This is a genomic window from Mycobacterium sp. 236(2023) (assembly GCF_029623955.1).
Lineage (GTDB): Bacteria > Actinomycetota > Actinomycetes > Mycobacteriales > Mycobacteriaceae > Mycobacterium.
The window spans coordinates 92,166-116,802 of the sequence record NZ_JARSBP010000008.1 but is presented as its reverse complement, the minus strand read 5'-3'; the positions used below and the strand labels follow the sequence as shown (position 1 = coordinate 116,802).

Annotated in this window: 30 protein-coding genes, 3 tRNA genes and 1 pseudogene; 16 read left to right on the top strand and 18 right to left on the bottom strand. The window is 65.8% G+C overall.

Translation table 11 applies throughout. The features are described from left to right. Positions 1-314: 314 nt before the first annotated feature. Positions 315-617, top strand: a complete 303-nt coding sequence (locus P9A17_RS27265; RefSeq protein WP_278041890.1) for a hypothetical protein — start codon at positions 315-317, stop codon at positions 615-617. Positions 618-658: 41 nt separating this feature from the next. Here the strand turns inward: P9A17_RS27265 and P9A17_RS27260 are convergent, their stop codons facing one another. Together P9A17_RS27260 and P9A17_RS27255 are read right to left on the bottom strand one after the other, a co-directional pair. Continuing rightward, positions 659-1,150 (bottom strand): nitroreductase/quinone reductase family protein, encoded by a 492-nt coding sequence (locus P9A17_RS27260; RefSeq protein WP_278041889.1) that lies wholly within the window; start codon positions 1,148-1,150, stop codon positions 659-661. 10 nt (positions 1,151-1,160) lie between these two features. Next, positions 1,161-2,576: a PLP-dependent aminotransferase family protein gene (locus P9A17_RS27255; RefSeq protein WP_278041888.1), complete on the bottom strand. Its 1,416-nt coding sequence runs from the start codon at positions 2,574-2,576 to the stop codon at positions 1,161-1,163. 49 nt (positions 2,577-2,625) lie between these two features. Here P9A17_RS27255 and P9A17_RS27250 point away from each other — a divergent pair, with 49 nt between their 5' ends. After that, positions 2,626-3,087, top strand: a complete 462-nt coding sequence (locus P9A17_RS27250; RefSeq protein WP_278041887.1) for a carboxymuconolactone decarboxylase family protein — start codon at positions 2,626-2,628, stop codon at positions 3,085-3,087. A 62-nt stretch (positions 3,088-3,149) separates the two neighbouring features. Next, positions 3,150-3,593, top strand: coding sequence for a pyridoxamine 5'-phosphate oxidase family protein (locus P9A17_RS27245; protein WP_278041886.1), 444 nt, complete (start codon positions 3,150-3,152; stop codon positions 3,591-3,593). Between the two features lie 4 nt (positions 3,594-3,597). Here the strand turns inward: P9A17_RS27245 and P9A17_RS27240 are convergent, their stop codons facing one another. Genes P9A17_RS27240 through P9A17_RS27225 form a run of 4 tightly spaced genes read right to left on the bottom strand, consistent with a single transcriptional unit; the run spans position 3,598 to position 6,668 of the window. Further along, entirely contained in the window at positions 3,598-4,428 is an 831-nt protein-coding gene (locus P9A17_RS27240; protein WP_278041885.1) for an ABC transporter permease, read from the bottom strand. Further along, positions 4,425-5,324, bottom strand: a complete 900-nt coding sequence (locus P9A17_RS27235) for a glycosyltransferase family 2 protein (protein ID WP_278041884.1) — start codon at positions 5,322-5,324, stop codon at positions 4,425-4,427. Before P9A17_RS27235 ends, P9A17_RS27240 begins: the two co-directional genes overlap by 4 nt. Beyond that, positions 5,321-6,139, bottom strand: coding sequence for an ABC transporter ATP-binding protein (locus tag P9A17_RS27230; RefSeq protein WP_278041883.1), 819 nt, complete (start codon positions 6,137-6,139; stop codon positions 5,321-5,323). Before P9A17_RS27230 ends, P9A17_RS27235 begins: the two co-directional genes overlap by 4 nt. 7 nt (positions 6,140-6,146) lie before the next feature. After that, positions 6,147-6,668, bottom strand: coding sequence for a bacterial proteasome activator family protein (locus tag P9A17_RS27225; RefSeq protein ID WP_278041882.1), 522 nt, complete (start codon positions 6,666-6,668; stop codon positions 6,147-6,149). Between the two features lie 400 nt (positions 6,669-7,068). Between P9A17_RS27225 and P9A17_RS27220 the strand changes: the two genes are divergently transcribed. After that, positions 7,069-8,265: a cysteine desulfurase-like protein gene (locus P9A17_RS27220; protein WP_278041881.1), complete on the top strand. Its 1,197-nt coding sequence runs from the start codon at positions 7,069-7,071 to the stop codon at positions 8,263-8,265. Here the strand turns inward: P9A17_RS27220 and P9A17_RS27215 are convergent. Next, entirely contained in the window at positions 8,262-9,236 is a 975-nt protein-coding gene (locus P9A17_RS27215; RefSeq protein WP_278041880.1) for an NAD(P)H-quinone oxidoreductase, read from the bottom strand. The two genes, P9A17_RS27220 and P9A17_RS27215, sit on opposite strands and share 4 nt — an antisense overlap. Before the next feature lie 78 nt (positions 9,237-9,314). Between P9A17_RS27215 and P9A17_RS27210 the strand changes: the two genes are divergently transcribed. From P9A17_RS27210 to P9A17_RS27200, 3 genes are all read left to right on the top strand, one after another. Further along, positions 9,315-9,827, top strand: coding sequence for a MarR family transcriptional regulator (locus tag P9A17_RS27210; protein WP_278041879.1), 513 nt, complete (start codon positions 9,315-9,317; stop codon positions 9,825-9,827). A gap of 10 nt (positions 9,828-9,837) precedes the next feature. After that, positions 9,838-9,927, top strand: a tRNA-Ser gene (locus P9A17_RS27205). Between the two features lie 20 nt (positions 9,928-9,947). Further along, positions 9,948-11,018: a GGDEF domain-containing protein gene (locus tag P9A17_RS27200; protein WP_278041878.1), complete on the top strand. Its 1,071-nt coding sequence runs from the start codon at positions 9,948-9,950 to the stop codon at positions 11,016-11,018. Between the two features lie 462 nt (positions 11,019-11,480). On the opposite strand, the gene P9A17_RS27195 is transcribed toward P9A17_RS27200, so the two are convergent. From P9A17_RS27195 to hisC, 4 genes are read right to left on the bottom strand one after another with little or no spacing between them, the layout of a single operon-like run. Then, a complete protein-coding gene (locus tag P9A17_RS27195; protein WP_278041877.1) occupies positions 11,481-12,302 on the bottom strand; it encodes a crotonase/enoyl-CoA hydratase family protein in 822 nt (273 codons plus the stop codon). A 15-nt stretch (positions 12,303-12,317) separates the two neighbouring features. Further along, positions 12,318-12,791: a hypothetical protein gene (locus tag P9A17_RS27190; RefSeq protein WP_278041876.1), complete on the bottom strand. Its 474-nt coding sequence runs from the start codon at positions 12,789-12,791 to the stop codon at positions 12,318-12,320. Between the two features lie 18 nt (positions 12,792-12,809). Further along, positions 12,810-13,292 carry a DUF4334 domain-containing protein gene (locus tag P9A17_RS27185; protein WP_278041875.1) on the bottom strand — a complete coding sequence of 161 codons (483 nt, stop codon included), beginning with the start codon at positions 13,290-13,292 and terminating at the stop codon, positions 12,810-12,812. Next, the gene (hisC, locus tag P9A17_RS27180) at positions 13,289-14,347 is read right to left on the bottom strand and encodes a histidinol-phosphate transaminase (protein WP_278041874.1); all 1,059 of its coding nucleotides are present in this window, start codon (positions 14,345-14,347) and stop codon (positions 13,289-13,291) included. The genes P9A17_RS27185 and hisC overlap by 4 nt, the downstream gene beginning before the upstream one ends. An 83-nt stretch (positions 14,348-14,430) precedes the next feature. Here hisC and P9A17_RS27175 point away from each other — a divergent pair. The 6 genes from P9A17_RS27175 (at position 14,431) to P9A17_RS27150 (ending at position 16,525) form a co-directional block, all read left to right on the top strand. Beyond that, a tRNA-Ser gene (locus P9A17_RS27175) sits at positions 14,431-14,522 on the top strand. 23 nt (positions 14,523-14,545) lie between these two features. Continuing rightward, a tRNA-Arg gene (locus P9A17_RS27170) sits at positions 14,546-14,618 on the top strand. An 11-nt stretch (positions 14,619-14,629) separates the two neighbouring features. Then, positions 14,630-15,205 (top strand): DUF664 domain-containing protein, encoded by a 576-nt coding sequence (locus tag P9A17_RS27165; RefSeq protein WP_278041873.1) that lies wholly within the window; start codon positions 14,630-14,632, stop codon positions 15,203-15,205. After that, positions 15,202-15,606 (top strand): RidA family protein, encoded by a 405-nt coding sequence (locus P9A17_RS27160; RefSeq protein ID WP_278041872.1) that lies wholly within the window; start codon positions 15,202-15,204, stop codon positions 15,604-15,606. Before P9A17_RS27165 ends, P9A17_RS27160 begins: the two co-directional genes overlap by 4 nt. A 9-nt stretch (positions 15,607-15,615) precedes the next feature. After that, positions 15,616-16,119: a metallophosphoesterase gene (locus tag P9A17_RS27155; RefSeq protein WP_278041871.1), complete on the top strand. Its 504-nt coding sequence runs from the start codon at positions 15,616-15,618 to the stop codon at positions 16,117-16,119. Continuing rightward, complete coding sequence (locus tag P9A17_RS27150; RefSeq protein WP_278041870.1) at positions 16,112-16,525, top strand: MmcQ/YjbR family DNA-binding protein; 414 nt, start codon at positions 16,112-16,114, stop codon at positions 16,523-16,525. Before P9A17_RS27155 ends, P9A17_RS27150 begins: the two co-directional genes overlap by 8 nt. A gap of 1 nt (position 16,526) precedes the next feature. Here P9A17_RS27150 and P9A17_RS27145 read toward each other — a convergent pair. Beyond that, positions 16,527-16,729 (bottom strand): annotated as a pseudogene (locus tag P9A17_RS27145) (winged helix-turn-helix transcriptional regulator); the annotation flags it as partial. A 17-nt stretch (positions 16,730-16,746) separates the two neighbouring features. Here P9A17_RS27145 and P9A17_RS33265 point away from each other — a divergent pair. The 3 genes from P9A17_RS33265 to P9A17_RS27135 are packed head-to-tail and all read left to right on the top strand — an operon-like array spanning position 16,747 to position 18,089. Continuing rightward, a complete protein-coding gene (locus P9A17_RS33265) occupies positions 16,747-16,941 on the top strand; it encodes a hypothetical protein (protein WP_347403863.1) in 195 nt (64 codons plus the stop codon). Beyond that, the gene (locus tag P9A17_RS27140; protein ID WP_278041869.1) at positions 16,902-17,135 is read left to right on the top strand and encodes a hypothetical protein; all 234 of its coding nucleotides are present in this window, start codon (positions 16,902-16,904) and stop codon (positions 17,133-17,135) included. The genes P9A17_RS33265 and P9A17_RS27140 overlap by 40 nt, the downstream gene beginning before the upstream one ends. Positions 17,136-17,171: 36 nt before the next feature. After that, a complete protein-coding gene (locus P9A17_RS27135; RefSeq protein WP_278041868.1) occupies positions 17,172-18,089 on the top strand; it encodes a hypothetical protein in 918 nt (305 codons plus the stop codon). 260 nt (positions 18,090-18,349) lie between these two features. On the opposite strand, the gene P9A17_RS27130 is transcribed toward P9A17_RS27135, so the two are convergent. From P9A17_RS27130 to P9A17_RS27105, 6 genes are all read right to left on the bottom strand, one after another. Continuing rightward, positions 18,350-19,051, bottom strand: a complete 702-nt coding sequence (locus P9A17_RS27130; RefSeq protein WP_278041867.1) for a hypothetical protein — start codon at positions 19,049-19,051, stop codon at positions 18,350-18,352. An 828-nt stretch (positions 19,052-19,879) separates the two neighbouring features. Continuing rightward, positions 19,880-20,692 carry a hypothetical protein gene (locus P9A17_RS27125; RefSeq protein ID WP_278041866.1) on the bottom strand — a complete coding sequence of 271 codons (813 nt, stop codon included), beginning with the start codon at positions 20,690-20,692 and terminating at the stop codon, positions 19,880-19,882. After that, positions 20,685-21,095 (bottom strand): hypothetical protein, encoded by a 411-nt coding sequence (locus tag P9A17_RS27120; RefSeq protein WP_278041865.1) that lies wholly within the window; start codon positions 21,093-21,095, stop codon positions 20,685-20,687. The genes P9A17_RS27125 and P9A17_RS27120 overlap by 8 nt, the downstream gene beginning before the upstream one ends. Next, positions 21,092-23,686, bottom strand: coding sequence for a hypothetical protein (locus P9A17_RS27115; RefSeq protein ID WP_278041864.1), 2,595 nt, complete (start codon positions 23,684-23,686; stop codon positions 21,092-21,094). The genes P9A17_RS27120 and P9A17_RS27115 overlap by 4 nt, the downstream gene beginning before the upstream one ends. A gap of 18 nt (positions 23,687-23,704) precedes the next feature. Then, positions 23,705-23,995 carry a WXG100 family type VII secretion target gene (locus P9A17_RS27110; RefSeq protein WP_278041863.1) on the bottom strand — a complete coding sequence of 97 codons (291 nt, stop codon included), beginning with the start codon at positions 23,993-23,995 and terminating at the stop codon, positions 23,705-23,707. Further along, positions 23,992-24,618 (bottom strand): WXG100 family type VII secretion target, encoded by a 627-nt coding sequence (locus P9A17_RS27105; protein WP_278041862.1) that lies wholly within the window; start codon positions 24,616-24,618, stop codon positions 23,992-23,994. The genes P9A17_RS27110 and P9A17_RS27105 overlap by 4 nt, the downstream gene beginning before the upstream one ends. Positions 24,619-24,637: the final 19 nt, after the last annotated feature.

Here is a 24,637-nt window from a genome sequence, read left to right as displayed (position 1 = left end):
GTGCCGGCGTACCCGTATCGCCGCCATGACCTGGGTTACACGCCGCCGAGCGGGACGTAGCCGCTGTCGGTGACGGCGATCGCTGCGTACACGACGTCCGCGGAAGGGCCACCGACGATCGATCGACGGGCGCTATCACGTCCGACGCCGGGGCCGGCAGGACATGTTCCTGCCACCCGACGCTCAAATACTGCCAGCGGAATTATTCGCCTGAGCTGCGGGTTTACACGTTCAGATCACCACGATCGAACACAGAACGTCGAAACCGCGCGACTCGCTCCACGGCTCCGACCCACACAGGGAAGAGCAGAACAATGAAGAACTTCACCATCGCCACCGCCGCAGCCGCCACCATCTCGGCCGCGTTCCTGGGATTGGCCGCCCCCGCGCTGGCCGCCCCGACCGGCACCGGTGATGCCCAGGCCACCATCAGCGCACTCGAAGCCGACGGCAACCGCGTCATCGTCAAGAAGCTCTCCGACGTCGCCCTCGCCGATGCCAACGTCGTCGGCGTCAACCGCGGCGCCCCCATCCGCGGCACCGTGCAGGACGACTTCGCCGACAAGACCTACCAACAAACCGTCACCGGCTACGTCTACTACGTCAACGTCCAGTAACCCGAAACCGAAAGGGCGCCTCCCAGAAGGAGGCGCCCTTTTCATGTGCGCGTCAGCCGCACCACCGGGATCGTCCGGTCGCCGGCGCGCACCACGTAGTCGTCATAGCCCGCGTACACGTCGACCGCTTGCTCCCAGGCCGCCGAACGCTCGGCGGCATCGACAATCTCAGAGGCGGTGTAGGTGCCGCTGAACTTTCCGGCAAGCACCTCTACCCGCGGATTGGCGATGAGGTTGCGGTACCAAGCGGGATGCCCGGGCCGGCCATAGTTCGACGCGATGAGGATCAGAGAGTCGCCGTCGACCGCGTACGCGAGCGGAAGTTCCCTTCGCAGGCCGGATTTCGCGCCGATGGTCGTGAGCATCATCACCGGAATCGGATAGACGCTGCTGAACCGGCCGCCGGAGAGATGCAAGAGCGGCGGATCGACGTTCGGGGCGACCCGCTTGGTGAAGAAGTCGCCCACCGGCGTGCGGCCGAACCACTCGAGCGCACGCGCGTACCCGCCCCTCGGACGGCGCTCCGCAGCCATAAGTCTCAAGCTACAGCCCGCTCGACCGCAGCACGTCGCGTAACGCGGAAACCGCTGCGGGAAAAGCATGTTCGGCCGGCGCGGCGAACCCGACCACGAGCCCGTCGCGGTCCCAGACGGTGGGGGCCGCCTGGGGATGTCGCATGATCGACAGCCCCGACAGGGCGATTCCGGCCTCGCCCGCTCGCCGCATCACCTCCGGCTCTGCGCCGTCGGGCAGCATCACGAGAGCATTCACGCCGGCGGCCAGACCGCTGACCGACACCCGGAAAGGGGACAGCGCGGAGACGAGAACGTCGCGTCGCCGTCGATACCGTGTGCGCATCCGCCGGATATGCCGGTCGTAATAGCCCGCGGCGATGAACTCACCGAGTGTCAGTTGAGATATCGCGTCGACATAGAACTGGTGGCCCCCCGCCGCGCTGACCACGGGATCGATGAGTCGTTCGGGCAGCACCATCCAGCCAAGCCGCAACACCTGCGACAAGCTCTTGCTCGTCGATCCGAGGTAGGCGACGCGCTCGGGCCGCAACGCCTGCAGTGCCCCCACAGGCTGGCGGTCATATCGGAACTCGCCGTCGTAGTCGTCTTCGAGAACGAAACGGCTTGTCTGCTCGGCCCATTCGAGTACCGCCGTCCGTCGTGTCGAGTGCAACGGCATCCCCAACGGATTGTGGTGCGCGGGTGTGAGGAGCGCGGATGCGACATCGCAGTCGCCGAGTTCGCTGACCACGGCGCCTTTTTCGTCGACACTGATCGGCACCGTCGGCACACCGCAGGCGGAGATCGCGTCGCGGAACAAGAACAGTCCGTAGGACTCGACGGCTACGGGGCCGCCGAGGGTGCGGACGAGGAGTTCCACAGCGTGGCGGACGCCGGCGCAGATCACGATCGATTCCGGAGTCGCTCGCACTCCGCGTGCGCGAGCGAGATATTCGGCCAGGGCGGAACGCAATTCGGGACGTCCGCGAGGATCTCCCATCCGCAGGGCCTCCGTGGGCGCGTTGGCCAGAGCCTTGCGCATGCAGGCCGCCCACTGCACGCGCGGGAATTCGGCGACGTCGGGCGAGCCCGGCATCAGGTTGTGCACCGGCGTGACACGCGCGCCGTAGGGCCGCGACGGACGCGATGGCGGCGACGCAGCAGGGGAGCCGACCACCCATGTGCCTGCGCCCTGTCGGGAGGCGAGCCAACCTTCCGCCACCAACTCGGCGTACGCGTCGGCGACGGTGTTGCGGGCCAATCCCAGATCTGAGGCCAGCGATCGGGCCGGCGGGAGCAGGGTTTTGGGCGCCAGGCGACCGGACCGTGCGGCGTCGCGCAACGCCGCGATGAGTGCGTCCTTCGTCCCCCTCGCGCCGGGCGTCAGCGCCGCGCGAAGGTCCAGGTGCAAGTCCCGCGCACCGGAATTGGCCCACGAATCCACTCCAGAATTGAACCATCTTGATGGGCTAATCCGCACTAGCGTCGAAGGCATGACACAGACACACACCACCCAGAGCCGCATCAAGATCTACAAGACCAACCCCGAGCTGTTCGACGCGATGATGACGCTGTCGGCGGCTTCGGCCAAAGACGTCGACCCCGAGCTCGGTGAGCTCATCAAGATCCGCGCCTCGCAGATCAATCGCTGCGCCTTCTGCCTCGACATGCATACCCGCGACGCCCGCAAGATGGGCGTCAGTGAGCAGAAGCTCGACGTCCTGTCCGCGTGGACGGAGGCCGGCGACCTGTTCGACGAGACCGAAAGGGCCGCACTCGCGCTGACGGAAGCCATCACCGAGCTGGGCTCCGACGGTGTGCCCGACGACGTCTACGAGGATGCTGCAGGCGCGTTCTCCGACCGGGAACTCGGACAGGTCATCGCACTGGCGGTCACCATCAACGCGTGGAACCGCATCAACGTCGCGGTCCACGCGGAGATCCCGCGGCGCTGACATCTGCCAGAAGTGCCATTGGACTCTAGAGCCGCGCCTGACGGCCGAGAAGCATGAGACTCATGGACGTGACAACGACATCGGATGTACCGGTCACCGAGCTCACCGAGACCGAGAGCTGGAACCAGTTGGGGGCGGTATCGCTGGGCCGGCTCGTGACGACCGTCAACGGCTGGACCGAGATCTTCCCCGTGAACTTCGTCGTACAGAACAAGACCCTGCTGTTCCGGACGGCGGAGGGCACCAAGCTGCTGACCGCCGCGCTCAACGAATACGTGATCTTCGAGGCCGACGACCACAACGTCGTCGAAGGGTGGAGCGTCATCGTCCGCGGCAAGGCCCGCCTCCTGGCGACGGCGAACGACCTTGCCGAAGCGCGCCGCGCAGGACTCTATCCTTGGATCGCCACCCAGAAGGAGCGCTTCGTGCGCATCACGCCGCAGACGGTGACGGGACGCCGCTTCGTCTTCGGGCCTGAGCCCGAGGCCACTGGGCTGAGCAGCTGAGAGGTCAGACCCAGTACGGCACGCGGGCGCGGTACTGACGCATCGCCAGCGCCGCGAACCCCCATCCGACGATCGTCAGCACGATGACCACGACCCAGTGCCGCAGCTCCTGATCGGCTCCCAGCAGTGGCGCGCGGACGATGTCGAGATAGTGCAGCAGCGGGTTGAGTTCGACGATCTTGGCCCAACCGCCGGCGCCCTGGGCTTGCAGCGTCGACTCGTTCCAGATGATCGGTGTCATGAAGAACAGCAGCTGCACGAGGCTGCCGAGCAGCGGGCTGATGTCGCGGTAGCGGGTCGCCAGAATTCCGAAACACAGTGCGACCCAGACACAATTGAGCGCGATCAGCCCCAGCGCGGGGATGACGGCGAGGTCGGTCCATTTCCATGGTTTCGGGTAGATGATCGCGATGACGACGAAAATGATGACGTTGTGCGCGAACAGGATCATCTGTCGCCACACGAGCCGGTAGACGTGCACCGACAGCGGGGTCGGAAGCTGTTTGATCAACCCCTCGTTGGCGATGAACACCTCCGCGCCCTCGAGAATCGACGCGTTGATCAGATTCCAGACGATCAGCCCGAGCGTGACGTAGGGAAGATGTTCGGACAGTTCGAGTTTGAACAGCATCGAGTACAGCCCGCCCATCGCGACGGCGGTGGTGCCGGTGGCGATGGTGATCCAGAACGGGCCCAGCACGGATCGGCGGTAGCGCTGCTTGATGTCCTGCCAGCCGAGATGCAGCCAGAGCTCGCGCTTGCCGAATCCCGAGACGAGGTCGCCCCACGCCCGGGAGAACGTCCTGGACTGCGCGGCGGCGTCCATGATGGTCATCTTCTCGTGAACCTCTCGCGTCGGCCCAAGCGCCGCAACCGAATCCATTCTCTGAACCCGGCGGCATCCCGCCTGGACACCAGAAAGTACCAGCCGAAGCGCAGCCATTCCTGAGGGATGAGCTTGCGCATTCCGGGCTGAGACTGCAGGTAGCCGCGGTTGCGGTAGGTGTAGTAGCGCTTCGTCTCGTTCTCCGGGTACTGCGTGTGCATACGGCCACCCAGGATGGGCTTGAACTCGTCGCTGCCCTGCGGGTGCAGGTAGACCGCCTGCAGGCAGGTGCCGAAGGGCAAACCGGAGCGCAGCAGCCGACGGTGGACTTCGGTTTCGTCGCCCCGGAAGAACAGTCGAAGATCAGGCACACCGACGACGTCGATCGTGTCCGCACGAAACAGCGCACCGTTGAACAGATGCGAGATGCCGGGCATGAAGTCCGGAAGTTCGGCGTCGGTGCGCAGTTCGCTCACCCAGCGGCGCCAGACGATGCCGCGGCGCAGCGGGAACGCAAGCTTGTCGGGATTGTCCAGATCGCAGATCATCGGCGACACCTGCGCCAGCCCGTGCTGCTCGGCGCAGGCCAGCAGCGTGGCGAGCACCTCGGAGTCCTGCGGGCGCCCGTCGTCGTCGGCCAGCCAGACCCAGTCGGCTCCCATGCTCAGTGCATGCAACATGCCGAGAGCGAAACCGCCCGCGCCTCCGAGGTTTCGCTGCGAACCCACATAGGTCGTCGGAATCGGTTGTCCTGCAACGAGATCACGGACGACAGGGTCGTCGTCGTTGTCGACGACGATCAGGTGGTCGGGCAGGCGGCTCTGGCTGACCAGTACGCCGAGAGATTTCGCGAGTTCGTCGGGGCGCCGGTGCGTGACGACGACGGTAATGATCCGGTCTGTCATGCAGACCGGTTCTCCCGCTTGTTCTCCTCGAGGACCTCGCGGACGTGGCGTGCGGCGTCCTCACCCTCGTAGGCGCGCACGACGTCCTCGATGCCGCCCTCCATCTTGATGGTGCCGTGGTCGATCCACATCGCGGTGTTGCAGAGCCTGGCGAGGAATTCGTTGGAGTGGCTGGCGAACACCAGAATCCCGGACCGGGACACCAGGTCGGCCAGTCGCGTCTGCGCCTTCTTCAGAAAGTCCGCGTCGACGGCGCCGATGCCTTCGTCGAGAAGCAGGATCTCTGGGTCGATGCTCGTCACCACGCCCATGGCCAGCCGCACCCGCATGCCCGTCGAGTAGGTCCGCAGCGGCATCTGCAAGTAGTCGCCGAGTTCGGTGAACTCGGCGATCTCGTCGACTTTCGCCAGCATCTGCTTGCGCGTCTGCCCGAGGAACAGGCCGCGGATGAGGATGTTCTCGAAGCCGGAGATCTCGGGGTCCATGCCGACGCCCAGGTCGAAGACGGGAGCGACGCGGCCGCGCACCGACGCGACCCCTCTGGTGGGCTCATAGATGCCCGACAGAAGCCGCAGCAGCGTCGACTTGCCCGCACCGTTGTGGCCGACCAGGCCGACGCGGTCGCCCATCTTCAGCGACAGCGTGATGTCACGCAACGCCTCGATGACCACGACGTTGGACTCGTTGCGTCCGATCGCGCCGCCGGCCTTGCCGAGGAACGCCTTCTTCAGCGATCGCGTCTTCGCATCGAAGATGGGGAATTCGACCCACGCGTCGCGGGTCTCGATGAACGGTTCGTCGTCCGGGCTCGTCACGCGGCTCTCACAGGTACTGACCGGTTCCCGGATGACCCGGACCGCGCTGGCCCGGTACGCCCACACCGGGCGGCAACGCACCCTGGCGCATCTGCTCCAGCTGCTGACGCGCCGCCATCTGCTGGGCGAACAGCGCGGTCTGGATGCCGTGGAAGAGGCCCTCCAGCCAGCCGACCAGCTGAGCCTGGGCGATGCGCAGCTCGGAGTCCGACGGCACCCCCTCCTCGGTGAAGGGCAGCGTGAGCCGCTCGAGTTCGTCACGCAGTTCGGGAGCGAGGCCGTCCTCCAGCTCGCGGATGCTCGTGCGGTGGATGTCGCGCAGCCGGCCACGGCTCGCCTCGTCCAGCGGCGCGGCCCGAACCTCTTCGAGCAGTTGCTTGATCATCGTGCCGATCCGCATCACCTTGGCGGGCTGTTCGACGAGGTCGGTCAGCGACTTGCCGTCACCGCCGCGCTCGATGTCCATCTCGCCCGCGACGTCGTCACTGCCGATGATCTCGATCTGGTCATCGTCGGAATTGGTAGCCATGTCTCTAAGAGTGCCCCAGCTTTTCTCGCCTGTTGCGTCCGGGCTCAGCGCCGTCGTCGTAGATCTTCTCGCACGAACCTGAATTGTCCAGCGAGCGAGCCTGGTGCGTCGAACCCGCAAACCCGGTACCGCCCGCTGCACTGCGCTGTGATCCAGCCCATGGTTGGACCCGCGCTGGCCAGCGATTTCGTTAGCCACAATTGCAGATTGCCGACGGCTTTGCCGGGCAACGGGGGGCCACTGGAGCTCCATCGCGGAGGCCGGCTCGACTAGTATGGCTGCGCAGATGACTCGCGCTTTATCGGGCGCGGGCGGTAAACAGCGAGGCTGGACAGCCGTCGCGCCGTCCGGAAAATCGGGTGGTACGGCGAGTTTCCACGACGCACTAAGGTGGGCTGGCATGGCATACGACGTCGCCCGGGTGCGTGGTTTGCACCCGTCGCTGGGCGATGGCTGGGTCCATATGGATGCCCAGAACGGGATGTTGCTGCCCGATTCCGTGGGTCGCGCCGTCTCGACGGCGTTCCGTGGCTCGATGCCGACGACGTCCAGTGCGCATCCGGCGGCACGGCGTAGCGCCGCGGTGCTGGCCGCGGCCCGCCAGGCGGTCGCCGATCTCGTCGGTGCCGACCCGTCCGGTGTCGTACTCGGTGCCGACCGCGCACTGTTGCTGACCTCACTCGCCGACGCCGCGTCCGTGCGGCTGGGCCTCGGCTACGAGTTGGTGGTGACACGCCTCGACGACGAGGCGAACATCGCACCGTGGCTGCGTGCGGCAAACCGCTTCGGTGCCAAGGTGAAGTGGGCCGAAGTCGACATCGAGACCGGCGAGCTCCCCACCTGGCAGTGGGAAGGTCTGATCACCCGGCCGACCCGGATGGTGGCGATCACCTCGGCGTCGTCGACGTTGGGCACCGTGACGGAGTTGCGCGAGGTCACCAAGCTCTCGCACGAGGTCGGTGGCTTGGTCATCGTCGACCACTCCGCGGCGGCGCCGTACCGGCTCATCGACATCAACGAGACCGAAGCCGACGTGGTCGCGGTGAACGCCCTTGCGTGGGGCGGGCCGCCGATCGGGGCGCTGGTGTTCCGTGACCCCTCGATCATCGACTCGTTCGGGTCGGTGTCTCTCGCCCCTTCCGCCACGGGTGCGGAACGCCTCGAACTGGGTTCGCATCAGTTCGGGATGCTCGCCGGAGTCGTGGCCAGCATCGAATACCTTGCCGGGCTGGATGATTCCGCGCAGGGATCTCGTCGGGAGCGGCTGTCGGTGTCGATGCAGTCGGCCGCGGCGTACATGAGCGGGCTTTTCGACTACCTCGTGACGTCGCTGCGCTCGCTGCCGACGGTCACGGTCATCGGCGGCCCCGAGGACCGGATCCCGGTGCTGAGTTTCGCGATCGACAATGTGCCCGCCGAGCATGTCGTCCAGCGGCTGGCGGACAACGGGATCCTGGCGATCGCCAACGCGAGCTCCCAGGTGCTCGACGTCATCGGTGTCAACGACGTCGGCGGGGCGGTGACCATCGGGCTCGCCCACTACAGCACTGCCGCCGAGGTCGACCAGCTCGTCCGCGCGCTGGCCTCGCTCGGCTAAACGTCTACGCGCAGAATAACTTTCCCGGACACGTCGCCGGACTCCAGCAGTTCATGGGCGGCCTGTGCCTCGGTGATGGGGAACTCTGCGCCGATGATGGGGCGGACCAGCCCGTCGGCGACCATCGGCCACAGCTCCGCGGCGACGGCTGAGACGATCTCGCTCTTGCTGCCGCGCCCGGTGACCGGGCGTGACCGCAGTGCGGTCGCGGTGACGCTGCCGCGTTTGGCGAGAAGCTTGCCGATGTTGAGGTCGCCCTTGACGCCCCCCTGCATGCCGATGATGACGAGACGGCCACCGCTAGCAAGCGAATCGACGTTGCGGTCGAGGTAGGCCGCGCCCATGATGTCGAGGATGACGTCGGCGGCTCCCGCGTCTCGAACGACCGTCACGAAGTCCTGGTTGCGGTAGTCGATGAGGATGTCAGCGCCCAATTCGGCGCACAGATCGAGTTTGTTGCGTGAACCCGCGGTGACGGCGACCCGGCAGTTCAGCGCCTTTGCGACCTGGATGGCGTGCGTGCCGATCCCGCTGGCCCCGCCGTGGACGAGGAACAGTTCGGGCGCCGACAGGCCGGCGGTCATCACGACGTTCGACCAGACGGTGCACGCCACCTCGGGCAGCCCCGCTGCATGTGGCAGCGGAACGCCGTCCGGGACGGGCAAGACCTGGCCTGCGGGCACGTTGACGAGTTCGGCGTAGCCACCGCCCGCCAACAGCGCGCATACCGGCTGACCGACAGACCACTGGGAGACGTCGTCGCCCAGGGCGGCGATCGTTCCCGACACCTCCAGACCCAGAATCGAGCTCGCACCCGGCGGCGGCGGATAGTTTCCCGCCGCCTGGAGAAGATCGGCGCGATTGACGCCCGCAGCGACGATCTTGATTTGGACCTCACCCGGTCCGGGCACGGGGTCCGGCACAGACTGCCAGGTCAGCTGGCCGGCGGCGTCCGCCACGATCGATTGCATTCACGCAACGCTACTACGCTGCGGAAACACCCGAAGAATTCCCCACCGGCAATACCGCCGCGGCCCTACTATGAGCAGATGGAGGGGATTATCGGGGGAAGAACGGCGAGTGATACGCCGGGTCTTGACATTGCTGAGCAAAGAGCGTGGCAGAACTTTCTGGACGCTGCTTTGCGGTTGTACGCGACCATGAACCGGTCGCTGTCGGACGAGCACGGGCTCACATTGAACGATGTGCGGTTGCTCGACTTACTGGCGAAATCGCAGACCGGCTCGGCCCGGATGGGTGACGTCGCAGAAGCGCTGATGTCGTTGCCCAGCCGGGTGACACGTCAGATCCATCGTCTGGAGGTGCAGGGGCTCGTCTGCCGCGGCGCCAGCCCGGACGACGGGCGCGGCGTGCTCGCCAGCATCACGCCGGAGGGGAGAACGGCATTGTCCGCGGCGATGGAAACCTACGGTGCGGCAGTGCGAATGCACTTCCTGGACCGGTTGAGTCGGCCACAGGTCACAGCGATGGGGGAGAACTGCCGCCGGATCAGTGCGGCCCTGAAGGCCGGTGGGACATCGGCCAAGATCGGCCGCGTTTAGACTGTCCGGCGGTGGCGTGGCAGAGCGGCCTAATGCACTCGCCTTGAAAGCGAGAGACGGCTAACACCGTCCGGGGGTTCAAATCCCTCCGCCACCGCCACTCCCTATGAAGGGATCGGGTTGGAAGGCTTCCTGGCCCGCTGGTGGCGGCGGTCCGGCCAGTTCGAATGGCTGAGCCGCTACCTCTATGCGCGCGGACTGGCGGTTCCGACGCGACGGCTCATGGTGCTGTTCTGTGCAGCGCTGGTGCCCATGCCCATCGGGCTGGTGGGTCCACCGGATCCCTCGAACGTGGCGAGCATCGTTCTCCTCGTCGCGTCGTCCGCGGTGGGGATCGGTTTCGGGCTGCTGTATCTGCGGGGCTGGCCGACACGGCGGCAGTCGCTGGCGCTCGTGATGAGCGGCGGGTTCATCTCTGTCTGCTGCATCCTGGTGGCCGATCCGGTCAAAGCACTCGTCAGCTGCAACGGCCTCGTCGTACTCGGCGTCTACCTGGCCATCTTCCACAGCTCCAAAGCGGTCGTGTGCAGTACGGCGACCTCGGTCGTGGTAGGCGCGGTGTGTGCGGCCCGCGTAGTCGAGGCGGGCTTCACCAGCCAGATCGCACTCTCGGGATTCTGGGTCGTCGTCGAAGTCAGCGCCGGTGTGCCGCTGGCGGTTCAGGCGTTGGTGCGGACCCTCGGTGCCGACGTCGTGCGCTCCGATCAGGATGCGCTGACAGGTGTCCTCAACCGGCGGGCGTTCTACGAGCGGGCCAGAGCGCTGCTCACGGTGCCGGCAGGCGATCTGCGGTTGATCATGATCATGATCGACTTGGACAAGTTCAAACAGCTCAACGACACGTTTGGCCATATCGCCGGAGATCAGGTGCTCACCGCAGTCGGATGGGCGCTGCGCCAAGCGAATTCGACCACAGCGATCATTGGCCGCGCGGGAGGTGAGGAGTTCCTCGTCACCGACATCGTCCGGCAGGAGGACGCGGAACGCCTGGCGACACGTCTGTGTGAGGCGATAGCGGCGCTGCCCCACTCGATCACGGCGAGCGTCGGCGCCGCGGTCGCGCCCTTCGACACCGTCGCCAATCAGTCGTGGGCGATCGACAGGTTGGTCCACATCGCGGACACGGCCATGTACGACGCCAAAAGAAATGGCGGCAACCAGGCCATCGTCGACACCATGAGCACGGTGTGACAGGGAACTGCGGCGATACGCCGATAGTTAACTCGGCAAATATTATCGCCGTGGTAGGGAACCTCGTCGCGGCGTAACCTCGGCGTATGAGCCCGGGGGCTGTGGTCGGCCTGTTCCTTCTGGCCGTAGTCGTGACTACGGCGGTGGGTGCGGCGGTCGTGTTTCTTGTCCGTCGGCGCAGGCATTCGAAAGAGACGCCATTCGAAAGATATCGGCGCGAATCGGCAGATCTTCGTTATCAACCGCAGACATGGAAGACCCAACGGGCCGCCGCATTGCGCAGGCAGAACCAGAAGCGGAACGAAAAGCGATGGGCTGCCGGCAGCGCCGCCGGAGGTGCGGCCGCGGGCGGTTACGCCGCCGGGGGCATTCCGGGTCATGGCGGAAGTGGTTGCAGCGCAGGCGGTTGTGGCGGCGGAGGCTGCGGTGGGGGTGGCGGCTGCGGCGGTGGAGGAAGCTGACCTACTCGCCGGTGAACTCCGGCGCACGCTTCTCGAACATCGCCTTGATGCCCTCGCCGAGATCCTTCGACGGCAGGAACGCCGAATTCCAGGCCGCCACATAGCGCAGGCTCGCCGCGACCTGGGCGGTGCGCTGCTCGTCGAGCACGTCCTTGATTCCCTGGATCACCAACGGCGGGTTGGCGGCGATCTCGGTCGCCGTGGCGCGGGCCGCAGCCAGAGACGCGTCAGCATCGGCGAAGACGTCGTTGACGAGTCCGATCTTCTCGGCGCGCGCGGCGTCGATGTCCTTGCCCGTCAACGCCAGTTCGCGCAGGTGCCCGTCGGACAGGATCAGCGGTAGCCGCGCCAGCGAACCGACGTCGGCGACGATCGCGAGCTTCACCTCGCGCACCGAGAACTTCGCGTCCGCGCTCGCGTAGCGGATGTCGACGGCGGAGATCAGGTCGACGCCGCCGCCGATGCACCATCCGTGGACCGAGGCGATCACCGGTGTGCGGCAGTCGGCCACCGCGGTGATGGACTGCTGCATGCCCTTGAGGTGGGTGTGGAAGTCGGCGCGGGGTTTGGCCGTCGCACCGTCGGCCATCACGGACGACAGGGTGCCGCCCATTGCGGCCAGGTCGAGGCCGTAGCTGAAGTTCTTGCCTGAGCCTGTGAGCACGATCGCGCGGACCTCGGGGTCGGCGTCCAACTCGGCGAACACCACGGGAAGTTCGGCCCAGAACGCCGGCCCCATGGCGTTGCCTTTACCGGGGCCGATCAGCGTCACCTGGGCAACGCGGTCGGCGATGTCGACGGTCAGGGCCTCGTAGCTGCTCATGCGTGTGAGGCTAGTTCAGCCCCCGGTGCCGCCCATCAGCACCTCGCTGACCGTCGCACTGGGCAGGAACTGGCAGGCGGCGTCGGCGAGGATCTGCCCGACGAACTCACCGTCAGGACCGAGCGGATTGCCCTCCTGGGAGAGGATCTCGCGCACCACCGCGACGCGGGTCGCCTCGTCGAGGTCGTTGTACTCCTCGCACGTCATCGACAACGCGTTCGGCGGCGCGGGCACCTCGGGCACGTCCGTGTTTCGCGTCGGCAGCGGAAGGTTGGGGATGTCGATATCCGGCAGGCCCGGGAGACCCGGCAGACCCGGCAGCCCGGGCATGCCCGGCTCGCCGGTGGGGCTGTCATCCGACCCCGGCAAAGGCGGGCCCGGTTCGGTGGTCTGCGCGACGACACCCTCGGTGGTCTGGGAGCATGCGGCCGTGCCGAGCACGGCCGCCAGACCGATCATCGCGGCGGTCATCCGCACGTGCATCTTCATCCCGGCCACGATATGCGGCTATACCCGTTCGAGGTAGAAATACAGGTGACGGGGCGTGCCGGAGCTCGTGTCCAGTGCACCTTTGCCGTTCATGATGCCGATGACGGCGTTGTCGTCGACGACCTTGAAGTGGTCGTGCACGGGCTTGCCGTCATAGACCATCGAGGCGACGGTCTCACCGCGGAACTCCTCCATCCACAGGCTGGCTTCCCCGCCCATGGCCTCGGTGTTGGAGAACTTGTTGCCCTCGGCGTCGAGGCAGACCAACGGCTTGGCGTCGGTGGCCGAGTGGAACGTCTTGCCGAACCAGTTCAGCCGGTTCATGAAGCCGTTGGCCTTGTGGCCGGTCTGGAATTCGCCGCCCTTCCACTCGCCGATCATGAAGTCGACGGTCGCGGGCGCGAGGGTGGCCCAGAACTCGTCGAGCTCGGCGTCGGTGAGCGTGTCGGTGCGCTCGGTCAGCGCGGTGAACGTCTCACGTGCAGTACTGACAGCGGTCATGCGTCGTCTCCTATCCAGCGGCCGGCGAACTCACAGAACATGTCGTTCTCGTCGACGGATGCGACGGTGATACGCACCCCGTCCTCACCGTAAGGCCGCACGATGATGCGGTTGTTGGCGGCGTCGGCCGCGAACTGCTGGGCCCGACCGACCAGCGGCAACCAGACGAAGTTGGCCTGTGACGGTGGCAGGTCGTAGCCCATGTCGCGCAGGGCCGCGGACACCCGGGCCCGTTCGGCGACGACGGCGTCGGTGCGCTCCAGCAGTTCGTCGGCGGCGTCCAGGCACGCGATCGCGGCGGCCTGCGACACGCTGGTTGCGGTGAACGGGACGTAGACCTTCGACAGCGCGGTGACGATGTCCGGATCGGCGACGGCGTACCCGATGCGCAGGCCGGCCAGCCCGTAGGCCTTCGAAAAGGTGCGCAGCACAACGACATTGCTGTAGGAGCGGACGAGCCCGAAGCTGTCGGGAACCAGCCCGTCGCGGACGTATTCGATGTAGGCCTCGTCGAGGACGACAAGAATGTGCGGCGGGACAGCCTCCACGAACCGGGCAAGCGCGTCGGGGTCGACGACGGTGCTGGTCGGATTGTTCGGGTTGCACACGAAGATCAGCCGGGTGCGGTCGGTGATCGCGGCGAGCATCGCGTCGAGGTCGAAGGTCTGGTCGGTCAGCGGAACCTGCACCGGCGTCGCACCCGCGGTGCGGACCTGCAGGGGGTAGATCTCGAAGCTGCGCCACCCGTACAGCACCTCGTCGCCGACGGTCGACGTGATCTGGATCAACTGTTGGCAGAGGCTGACCGAGCCGCACCCGACCGAGATGTGCTCCGGCGCGAAGTTGACGTGTTTGGCGAGACGCTCCTTGAGCTCGACGTAGCCGTTGTCGGGATAGCGGTTGATCCCGCCGACGGCCTTCTCGATCGCGGTCCGCACGCTGGGCAGAGGACCGTGGACGGTTTCATTGCTGGCGATCTTGATGGCCCCGGGCACCGTCTTGCCCGGTGTATAGGCGGGTAGATCGGCGAGTTCGGGGCGAAGACGAGCGGACACCGGGACAGTTTATTGCCCGCGTCGATCTGCTTTGCTTCCCACGGCAGGGCCTGTGTACTCTGTCGCAGCGGCGGTAAACGTCGGGAGGCGTGCCAGAGCGGCCGAATGGGACTCACTGCTAATGAGTTGCCCGCCTTAAAGCGGGCCGGAGGTTCAAATCCTCTCGCCTCCGCCACGTACAACTGAATGCACGACCAAGCGCCCGTAGCTCAACGGATAGAGCATCTGACTACGGATCAGAAGGTTAGGGGTTCGAATCCCTTCGGGCGCACACTGGAAGTCATGGCCGACAGCGACACTCCCTGGGAGCCGCCATTGGCGGGCAGCGAGGTCGAGCATCTCGTGGGAGCTCTCGAACGTCTCCGAACGACGTTTCTCTGGAAGGCCGACGGCCTCGACGCCAGCGGTCTGAAGGCGAGGGTCGGATCCTCCGCCCTGACGTTGGGCGGGCTGCTCAAGCACCTCGCGTTCTGCGAGGACTACATGTTCACCGACAAGCTCACCGGTGAACCGGTCGGCGAACCGTGGACGTCGCTGCACGACGGCACTGACGGCTGGGAGTTCACCTCCGCCGCCGCGGATTGTCCCGAGCAGCTCTACGGCTTCTGGCACGACGCGGTGAAACGCTCCCGCGTCCGACTGGCCGCAGCGCTCGATCGCGGCGGTCTCGATCAGCTCGCCGCCATCCACGACGACGACGGCAACCACGCCAGCCTGCGCCGGCTCCTCTGCGACCTGATCGAGGAGTACGGCCGCCACACCGGTCATGCCGACCTCCTCCGGGAAGCCGTCGACGGCCGCGTCGGCGAAGACCCGCCGCCAGGGTGGAAACCCGTTTCGTCGGGAGTCCCGGGGTGAGCGGCATCCGGGCGTTCACGTTCACCCCCGAGCAAGGCGTGCCGCCGGGTGTCGCGCCGTTCTCGCACGCCACTGCCGCCTGTGAAAACCTCTATGTGACAGGGCAAATGCCCACCGACGTGACGGGCGCAGTGGTGGGTGACGACGTGGCCACCCAGACCGCACAGGTGATGCGCAACCTCGCGCGGGTCGCCGAACTGTGCGGCGGCGGCTTGGACGACGTCGTCTCGGTGCGCGCCTACCTGATGGACTGGGCCGACTACGAGGCTTTCAATGACGAGTACGTGGCCTGGTTCCCGGGCCGGCTGCCGTCGCGGACCTGTGTCGGCGTGACCGGTCTGGCGGTCGGTGCTCTGGTCGAGATCGACATGGTGTGTTGGCGCGCAGGCGGGTGGCTCTAAGTTGGAGATGTGCGCCTGCTGCTGATCGCCGACACACACCTGCCAAAGCGGGCGAAAGACCTGCCCGCAGCGGTGTGGGACGCGGTCGACGCCGCCGACGTGGTGATCCATGCCGGTGACTGGGTCGAACCCGATCTGCTCGACGCGCTGGAGGCGCGGTCGAAGCGGCTCGTCGCGTGCTGGGGCAACAATGACGGCGACGAGTTGCGCGCCCGGCTGCCCGAACGCGCCGACGTGGAGCTGGGCGGGTTGCGCTTCACCGTCGTGCACGAGACGGGCGGGTCGGCAGGTCGCGATGAGCGGATGGCCAGGGATTATCCCGACACCGACGTGCTGGTCTTCGGGCATAGCCATATTCCGTGGGATGCGACGGCGAAAAGCGGCCTGCGACTGCTGAATCCGGGATCACCCACCGACCGCCGCCGACAGCCGCACTGCACCTACATGACCGCGAGTGTCGCGGACGGTGTGCTGAGCGACGTCACGTTGCACAAGCTGCAGCGCCGTGCGTGACCGCCCCGCCACCGTCCACGACGTCCACGAGATCGCGACGTCGATGCCGCACGTCACCCGCGTCGAGGGGCCCAAGGCCGGCAACCCGATCTACCAGGTCGGCGGCAAGTCCTTCGTCTTCTTCCGCACACCACGGCCCGATGCATTCGACCCCGACACCGGCGAGCGCTACGCCGACGTGATTGTCATCTGGGTGGACTCCGAGGACGACAAGCGCGCGCTCACACAGGATCAGGATTCACCGTTCTTCACGACGGACCATTTCAACGGCCATCTGTCGATTCTGGTGCGCGCCAGCCGTCTTGGCGAGGTGGGCGTGACCGAGCTGCGCGAGCTGATTCAGGATGCGTGGCTGTCGCGGGCGTCGAAGCGACGCGCGGAAACGTGGCTTGCCGAGCGGGGCTGAATTAGCCTGCGTCGGCGGCGCAGATCATGCCGATGTGTTTCTCGGCCCAATTGCCCATCGGCTCACGGGCTTCCAAGAGCTCACTGCCGTCGGGAGTCATCGAGTGCTCCACCCGCCGCGGAACCTCGTGATAGCTCTCGCGATGCCCTGGAGGTCCTTGCGGTGCTGGGTCAGCATCTTCTGCGAGATCCCGACCAGATTGCGGCGCTGCCGCGTACGACATGGCGCTGCTCGATGTGTTCTGGACTGCCACAGGCGGTTTCCTGCACGCTCTGGAGATCGTTCGAACCCAGGGCATCACACCCGATCAGCTGTTGCCGCACGGGCTGGGGATCGCCTCGATTCTGCCGCGATCTTCACCGAGATCGCCGAACGCGTGGAGGCGGACCGGCACGACGAGGTCGCTGCGTCGCTGACGCATCTGATCGCGACATCGGAGAGCGGCGGCGTCGACGCGGGCGCACTGAAGGCGATGAAGCGCTATGCCGACGCCGCGGTCGTCGCCGGGCACGGTGGCGACGAGATCAGCCGTCTGGGCGTGGCTATGCGCGAGTGGCGTTCGCGTGTCGGGTGCGGGCCGCGCCGGGGTGCGTCCTCACAAGAGGTGTGAGGCACCCTGTGCGCGCACCGATAAAATTCTCCGGTGATGACCGACGTTGCCACGATGACGGCCTCCGCCCAGGCGAGCCTGGGCGCCAAAGACTACGGGACGGCGGCGTCGGCGGCATGGTCCGTGTTGACCGTCGAGCCGTCCAACGAGCATGCGATGCGCCTCTATGCGCTCGCGTTGCACGGGCAGGGCCGGCTCGCTGACGCGTTGTCGATGGCGTGGCGACTGGTCAGCGAGCACCCGCGGTCGTCCCTCGCGCTGTACACGTATGCCAGCCTGCTGCACGAATCGCGGCAGGATCAGCAGGCGTTGGCAGTCCTCGAGAACGCGCTGCAGCTGGACCCCACCAACCCGGACGCTCTGGTGTTGCGCGGTGACATCTTCCGCGCGGTCTGGGGTGCGAAAGCCGCTGAGCAGTCGTATCTTGAGGCGCTGCGAATCGCGCCCGATCACGCAGTAGCACACCATAATCTGGCGGTGAGCCGGTTGAGGTGGGGGACACTCACGCAGGCGGTGCGGGGGCTGCTGACGGCCGATCGTGCGAATCCGGCGTTGCGCCCGTTGGTGATTGACAATGTCGGGCTGGCACTGGTGCGGGTGCTGCGGATGGCGACGGCGTCGGTGGTGTTCCTCGCGGTGGCGTTGATCGTGGTGATGGCCGCGCACGACGACGGAATGCCGACGGTGCTGCCGCGCATCGCCTCTGGCGTGCTGGGGTTGGCGGTGGTGGTGCCGCTGGTGTGGGTGGTGCGGGCCGTCCCCAGTGCGGTGCTCACCGCTGTTGTGCGGCAACGCTTTCTGCTGGGTCTGCGACTGGCGTTTGTGGCTCTGGCAGTATCGCTGGGGGTGATGACGGCGGCGGTGGGCGCGAACCCGGTGTCGGACGTGGCGGGGACGCTGCTGTTGTTCGGCGTCTTCGGCCTGACGGTGCTGGGGTTTGTGACGGGCTCCTAGCTGACGTCACAACGCGAACAGCGGACGACCCTCGGAGTCCTCGTAGGACGCAATGATGTCGGCTATCGGGGCTGACACGAGGTGAGAGAGTTCCACGAGGTTCGCTATGCCGGTGGAGCCAGCTCTGGCGACCTTCACAAGCCCCGATCACTCGGGCGCAACAATCTTCTGGACCGCCAGCGCCCAGCGTGCCCACGTGTATCGGCTGCCTTAGGTGAAAACCATTGTCCCCCATCGCATCATCTCGCTGAGGTTGCACTCTAACGTCGCGGGAACCCCGCTTGTCTTGCCGCGACGTCGAGTGCTTCGCCCGGAAACTGTGAAGATAGAACGCCTTCGAGTTCAGCGGTCGACAAGATTATGGCGTGTGAGAAAGGGACGGCGTCGCTTTTGCCCATCCAACCCCTGTCCGTAGGTTCGCGATCAACGGTCAATGAAACGCGGCCGGGGTACTGATTGACATCTGGATACGTCAAAGTAACACGTGAATTGAGCCCGAGTTCGGTCCATCGCCGCCAAAGCCGATCGGTCTGTCGAATAGATTGGGTGGCGTCGCTCAGCGTGCAGTCGATGTACTTCTGCGCGTCTGCGAGGAGTCGAAACATCCAATAGCTTTTCCGCACGCGCCGTTCTTCGACAGCGAGATGATAAACGTCAGATTCTTCGCTCAGGTAATACATGAATTCCCCTGACGGGTGCGCGAACGAGAGAGTCGAATCGTCTGCCATCTCTGGCGGGCGCGCGCCCCAGAAAACTTCGGCCTCCGTCTCCCACTTCTTCGGAGCTCGCGTCTCGCTTCCGGGCTGGCGATTGTGCGCCCATAAGTAGATGGCCTGCCAGAAGTACCAACGCGATGCGGTGCCCGAATAGGGCTCGGGCACATCGCTGCTGCTTTCTTTCCCGCCCATGCGCTGGGCCCGATCAGATTGGGCCTGATTTTGACCGAAGGACATACGGAACACGAGCTCTCTACTTAGTTCTTATGGCCGTCAGATGAGGTAGACCCGCGGATGCCTGCGAGAGCTGAATCATAAAATTGATCGATGCGTGCTGTGATCCACGTCAGCCGTTTCTCCTGAGTCTCGAAGTTGGCGCGTTCCGCTCGTAGCTGTCTAACCAGTTCCTCAAGGGGAATGTCCGGCGTTGGAACGAAGTCGTTGAGGTAGTGCCACATCCCCGACTTGTCATACAAACCATGGACGTTGCGTGCTCTTAACGGGGCCACCATGCAGTTGATCTCGCGCTCACGCGCGGACCAATAGATCTGCAACTTGCATGCGTTGTTAACAAAGAACAGAGCCGTTCCACGACGTCCGCCTTCATCGAAGTCTTGAACTTGCTCGTGGACAAACCGCGTGGCGCGATAGACGGAGCGACGATGGCCTGAACCTTTGTCGCAAAACCTGTATGTGCAGAGTCTTGGTCTTGCATGCCTATTCCTTCACCCAAGAATTCCCGAATCGCCGGTAACCGTAGTGCGGCGCGACCTCTGTGAGGAATTCGATCTCCATGGCCGAGAAGGAACCGTGTCGCTTAAGCACCACTCCATCGAGGTTCATCGTCTGAGCCAACCCCGTCTGCGGCTCGGGAGTCGGCGCAGCGGTCGCGAGTTGTTCGACGCTATCGACCCGTGCCGGCGGGACGTAATCAATACGCGAAACTCCGGGTTGTATTCGGCGAATCCGCGCCTTCGACACCGGACTCCTTCAACTCTGAGATCATGATCGGCCAGCGCGGAGCCAAGGAACTGGATCAGCCCTGCTACCGGCACGATGCGCCCCCTTTTCCACTCACCCAGGCGTCCACTGATTCTCAATTCCGCGTACATTGCTGAGCCGCCCTGTATCCACGACGATTTCGTAGACACCGGGTTCGATCAAGCCGGCGCCGATCCGCTGCGCGTGATCAGGATCATCGGTGAGAAGCAGTATTTCGGCCGTTCTGCCCGATGTCCTTAGGATGCGGACTGGCACACCGTCGAGCTCCGCGGTGTAGATGCGCTCGAAGATTTCGGTTTCGGCAAGTGGGATGCTCGCTGACCAGACATTGGCACGGACCGGCTGAAACCCCGTCGGGCCGTCGGCGGTGATCGCTGTCAGATGGACAGTGTCGGAAACAATGTCGGCAAAGTACTCGTTGCCGCGCCACCGGGCCAGTGTGCCGACCATCGGGCTGGGCGGGCGCCATTGCTTCGCGTTGAGCCAGCCTCGGGCGATGCCTTCATAACGCGAGAGGACCTTCTGTTCGCCGTCGGATCGAAGTCGCCAGTATTCAGATCCATAGGAGTATCGGGTGCGGCTCATACTCCAGACCCGAGCGAGGGAGTCGCCATAAAGGAAGCCGTTCGGAAAGGTCGGCCAGGGGCGTGCTGCGTCGTCGGGTGGCCGTAACGACGCTAGACGCGGCTGCTCGAACCTCACGACGTCGACGAACTGCGGTGCGCCTTCGACGCCATAGGCGGCCAGAAGTTGTTGTGGTGTGCGTAAATTGGCAACTGCCGTGGCATCCGCCACGTAACCGCCGACTTGGTCGTCGCCAGTATCGACGATGGCCGTTGCGAGGGCAGAGTTGAGCAGCTTCTGCAGAATCAATCGGTCAGGCACGTCGCGTCTCTTCCACCTGGATGCTGTCAAAGTCTTCCGGCTCGAACAATCCACTCCATCCCATGTATTGATCACCATCCAGGCCCAGTTCGCCAGCCACGGCGGGCGGTCCGATGAAAGTGACCCTCACGCGCCCGTCAGGCATTCTCTGACTGACCGCCACCTCATGACCACGGATCGTTCCGGTCACCCGAATCAGCACGATGTCATCAATGCAAGATCGAGAGACCTTCACCCATGGTTTCGAATGACCCTGGCCGACCGGCGACGTCCCGGATTCGAAGCCGTCCGGGACTGCGCTGGGGTCACTGCGTAGCGCTACCCATTCTTGACCGCTGAACACGATCGGCACCCGCTGACCGCGGTACACGGCAACAGGACCGGAGACCGGCACGTCAATCACGGCTGTCCTTGAGGTATCCACTTGCCCCCCTGGAGCACAGCCGCCAGCCTCTGAGTACCACTTTCGAGTACCTCCCACATCTCAGCTCCGTCACGCATCGTTATGTCTCGGCCGACGTACTCCGGGATTGCGTCGTCACCGGCCTTGGTGAATCCGTTGCCGGTGAACGGATCATCCCAAGAGTCGAACCTGCCGTCGCCCCCCATGTCGGAGTTCCTCGGTACGTCGTAGGACCAGTCGAACTCCGGATCTGCCTGGAAGCGGATCACGTGCGTCCCAGGATCGTGTGACGTGAAGGGAGAGTCGGTGTAATCGAGACGTAGGCCGTCGTGGATTGCCATTGGCGATGACAGATGCGCAGTATCGCCGGCGACAGTCACCGCACCACCGACACGGTCAGGCGTCATCGCTGGCGGCTCCGCGATGTAGTCGTCAGCTCGGCTACGGACAAAGTTGCCTTCGGAATCGAAGAATCCGGGTGGGATGACCTTCTGCATGGCGGTATCCACAGTCGGCGCAGGCAATGCATCGCGAACAGCTGTCAACAAATGACGTTGGTCCGCAGTCAAGGCATCAGTCGGGGTGTTGATCAGGTCTACGAGTTCGCTCTTACTCACCCCGTGTGCTGCGAGGGCATCGTCTATCCGATGGTTGTCGAGGAGTTGTTCCGGCGCGAACTGCGTGGTGTGTTCGCTGCCATCCATCATCGAGTAGACCCGCGCTTGCTCGTCGCGCGGACCGTCGTCGCCAGGCGGTGTGTGGTGATGGTCACCGGGGGACGGCTCGCTGCCGTTGGACTGAGCCCCCGGATCTCCCGAATCGTGGGTTCCGCCGGCATCTGCGAACCCGCCACTGTGCGGGCTCGCTTCCGCCCCACCGCCTCCGCCTGATGCCTCGGGCGACGTCGACCCGCCCGACGCCCCATTCGGCGACGCCGCCGGACCCGATGAGGCGCCTCCACCCGCGTCGACCGGCGCTCGCGGTCCGGCGCCACCCTCCGCGCCGGAACCGGACGGCCGAGCCGCCGGAGCCGACGGCTCACCAGGACGCGGACCCCCGCCGGATGGGCTACCACCGGACGGCGTCGACCCGCTGGGTGCCGCACCCGTCCCCGGCGTACCGGGGCCTGCGCCGCCGGGAATTCCCTCGGGCCGTAGCGGCGGCACACCGCCCGCGCTTCCGGGATTGAACTCCGGAACATGCGGCGCCTCAATGGTATTGGGCGCGCCGCGGGTCCAGCTGCCCAGCTCGCCGAGCCTGGGCAGCCGCCCCTCTTCGAGTACGTGCCGGCTGAGGTTCAGGCCTTTGGCGACGCTGCCCGTCTTCGACAGCGCACCGCCGGGCACGAACAGCGAGCCGATGTTGAACGCCGCCTCGCCCGCGGCCCGGCCGGGATGATCGCCGGACCATTTGTCCCAGGCGACGAACTCCTTGCCCATGTTGGCGAGCACCCCGGGCAGTGTCGACGGGTCCTTGGCCACCGACAGGGCCATCTCGGCCATGCCCTTCCACGTGTCCGGGTCGGCCATCGCCACGACCCCGGACACGGTGCCGATCAACCCGGTGACCGCGCCCACCTGAATGTCGGTGTACAACGTCACCGCGTCGGCGAGTCGGTTGCCCACACCTTCGCCGAAATTCTCCACCAGGATCGGGCGGATCCACTTCTGGAAGGCGGTCGCGGCGTCGCCGATCATGGCGGTGAGTTCGTCGAGCAAGCCGACGATGCCCTTCACCTGCTGCTGAAAGTTGTTCAACACCGCGCTGACATCGTGGGCGACTTCGCGCAGGATGTCGTCGGCCTCACCGGTGAAGATTCCCTTGACGGTGTCCCACAGGCCGTCGAGCGAGAGTCGGTCGAGTATCCGTCGGATCGCGTCCTGGGTTGCCTGCACGCCCGAGGCGAAGTCCGTAATCGACTGTGCGACAGAGTTCGACACCTCGGCGAGTGACGAGATCGCGGTGCCCAGGCTTTCCAGCGCGGTCTTCATCGCCGCGCCCTCGGGGATCTGCTGAGCACCGACGACACTCTTGATCCCGCTCATCTGCGGCTCGATCAGCGCGAACCCGGTGGCGAAGTTGCGCCACTGCGCCGCGGTCACGCCCATGATCGAGGCGTTGCCCGACGGCCAGGTCATCGCAGCCCCGGTGAAGAAGCCGATCCCCGGCAGCACCTGCAGAAACGGTTGGACGAGATACCACTTGTCGGGCGGCGGGACGGTGACGCCGTTGGGGCCGGCGGGCACGTGCGCGGGCAACGCCTTGCCGGGCTCGGTGCCGAGGCCGCCCGAGGGACCCGGACCGCCGATCGTCGCGGCAGCATCGGCGTTGCGGTAGTTGTGGCCGGTGGCCTGCAACAGCCGGCCCACCGACGCGAAGGCGTTGGCCGCGTCGGCCACCGCTGAGGTGAACTCGCCGGCCTGATGGCCGTACTTCAGGCCGAAGTTCATCCCCGCCGGATCCATGCCCGAGGAGATGCCGCTGCCGAGCGCCGCGCCCAGCGCATCGGAGAGCTGAGCCAGTTGCGCGCCGATCGCACCGGTCTGCTGACCCGCGGCGATCAGCGCCTCCGGGTCAACCTCGATCCGCACCCCGTGGCCCCCCGATGGTCATGCCTGCCACATCTGACCGTTCTTGGCGACGGCGTCGGTGTAGTTCTTGTGCGCGGTGTCGGCGACCTTCTGCAGGGCGGTGAGCGCTTCCTTCATCTGCTCGGCGCCGGTCTCCCACTGCTTCTGGGCCTGCGTCTGCGCATCCGACGCGGCGCCCTCCCACGAGCCGCGCAGCATCGTCATCGTGTGCGAGATGTCGTCTAGGCATTCGGTGACCTCGCGACCGAACTCCTCCATGTGCGTGATCGCGGCGCGCAGCCCATCGAAGTCGACCACCAGGCCGCTCATCGCTCGTCCCTCTGCTTCGTATCGCGATCCATGTCGGACTGCGGTTCGGGGGTCGGAGGCTCCTCGCCTTGAGCGTCCCCGCCGGCCGCGGCCCCCTCGACCATCGACGACACCTGCTCGACGAATCCACCGGCCATCTCGGCGCCCTGCTGAAGGAAGCCGCCCAGCTGCTGCGGAGCCGATTGCGCGGACTCCGCGACCGATCCCAGCTGCTCGAGGTTCATCATCTGGGCCAACCCGGTCAGCGGCTCGGAGGCCGGCGCAACCGGAGTCCCGCCACCGCCGCCACCGCCCCCGGCGGGCGCGTCTCCGCCGCCGGTCTGCATCGTCGCGTTGAGCGCGTCGCCGGACTGCTGGTCGGTTTTGGCGTACTCCTTGCCCGAGAGCTTCAGCAGGTCCGCCATGGTCTGCAGGCCGCGCACGACCTGGCCGGCTCCGGTGTGCCACTGGTCCCACGCGGGCGCGTACGCCGAGGCCGCGCCACCTTGCCAACCCGAACCGAGCAGCTGCCGCGTCTCCAGGTCCACGCTGGACAGCCCGTCCTGCAGCCGTTGTCCGGCGTCGCGCAGCCGCTCGGCTGCCGCGTGCAGTTCCGACACCACGACCTCGACCGAACCCTCCACGGCAAGCACTCTATGGGCC

Coding starts and splice junctions, on each gene's coding strand:
- P9A17_RS27265 (WP_278041890.1), top strand. CDS start 315: ATGAAGAACTTCACCATCGCCACCGCCGCAGCCGCCACCATCTCGGCC.
- P9A17_RS27260 (WP_278041889.1), bottom strand. CDS start 1,150: ATGGCTGCGGAGCGCCGTCCGAGGGGCGGGTACGCGCGTGCGCTCGAG.
- P9A17_RS27250 (WP_278041887.1), top strand. CDS start 2,626: ATGACACAGACACACACCACCCAGAGCCGCATCAAGATCTACAAGACC.
- P9A17_RS27245 (WP_278041886.1), top strand. CDS start 3,150: ATGGACGTGACAACGACATCGGATGTACCGGTCACCGAGCTCACCGAG.
- P9A17_RS27240 (WP_278041885.1), bottom strand. CDS start 4,428: ATGACCATCATGGACGCCGCCGCGCAGTCCAGGACGTTCTCCCGGGCG.
- P9A17_RS27235 (WP_278041884.1), bottom strand. CDS start 5,324: ATGACAGACCGGATCATTACCGTCGTCGTCACGCACCGGCGCCCCGAC.
- P9A17_RS27225 (WP_278041882.1), bottom strand. CDS start 6,668: ATGGCTACCAATTCCGACGATGACCAGATCGAGATCATCGGCAGTGAC.
- P9A17_RS27220 (WP_278041881.1), top strand. CDS start 7,069: ATGGCATACGACGTCGCCCGGGTGCGTGGTTTGCACCCGTCGCTGGGC.
- P9A17_RS27215 (WP_278041880.1), bottom strand. CDS start 9,236: ATGCAATCGATCGTGGCGGACGCCGCCGGCCAGCTGACCTGGCAGTCT.
- P9A17_RS27210 (WP_278041879.1), top strand. CDS start 9,315: ATGGAGGGGATTATCGGGGGAAGAACGGCGAGTGATACGCCGGGTCTT.
- P9A17_RS27195 (WP_278041877.1), bottom strand. CDS start 12,302: ATGAGCAGCTACGAGGCCCTGACCGTCGACATCGCCGACCGCGTTGCC.
- P9A17_RS27190 (WP_278041876.1), bottom strand. CDS start 12,791: ATGAAGATGCACGTGCGGATGACCGCCGCGATGATCGGTCTGGCGGCC.
- P9A17_RS27185 (WP_278041875.1), bottom strand. CDS start 13,292: ATGACCGCTGTCAGTACTGCACGTGAGACGTTCACCGCGCTGACCGAG.
- P9A17_RS27165 (WP_278041873.1), top strand. CDS start 14,630: ATGGCCGACAGCGACACTCCCTGGGAGCCGCCATTGGCGGGCAGCGAG.
- P9A17_RS33265 (WP_347403863.1), top strand. CDS start 16,747: ATGGCGCTGCTCGATGTGTTCTGGACTGCCACAGGCGGTTTCCTGCAC.
- P9A17_RS27135 (WP_278041868.1), top strand. CDS start 17,172: ATGACCGACGTTGCCACGATGACGGCCTCCGCCCAGGCGAGCCTGGGC.
- P9A17_RS27110 (WP_278041863.1), bottom strand. CDS start 23,995: ATGAGCGGCCTGGTGGTCGACTTCGATGGGCTGCGCGCCGCGATCACG.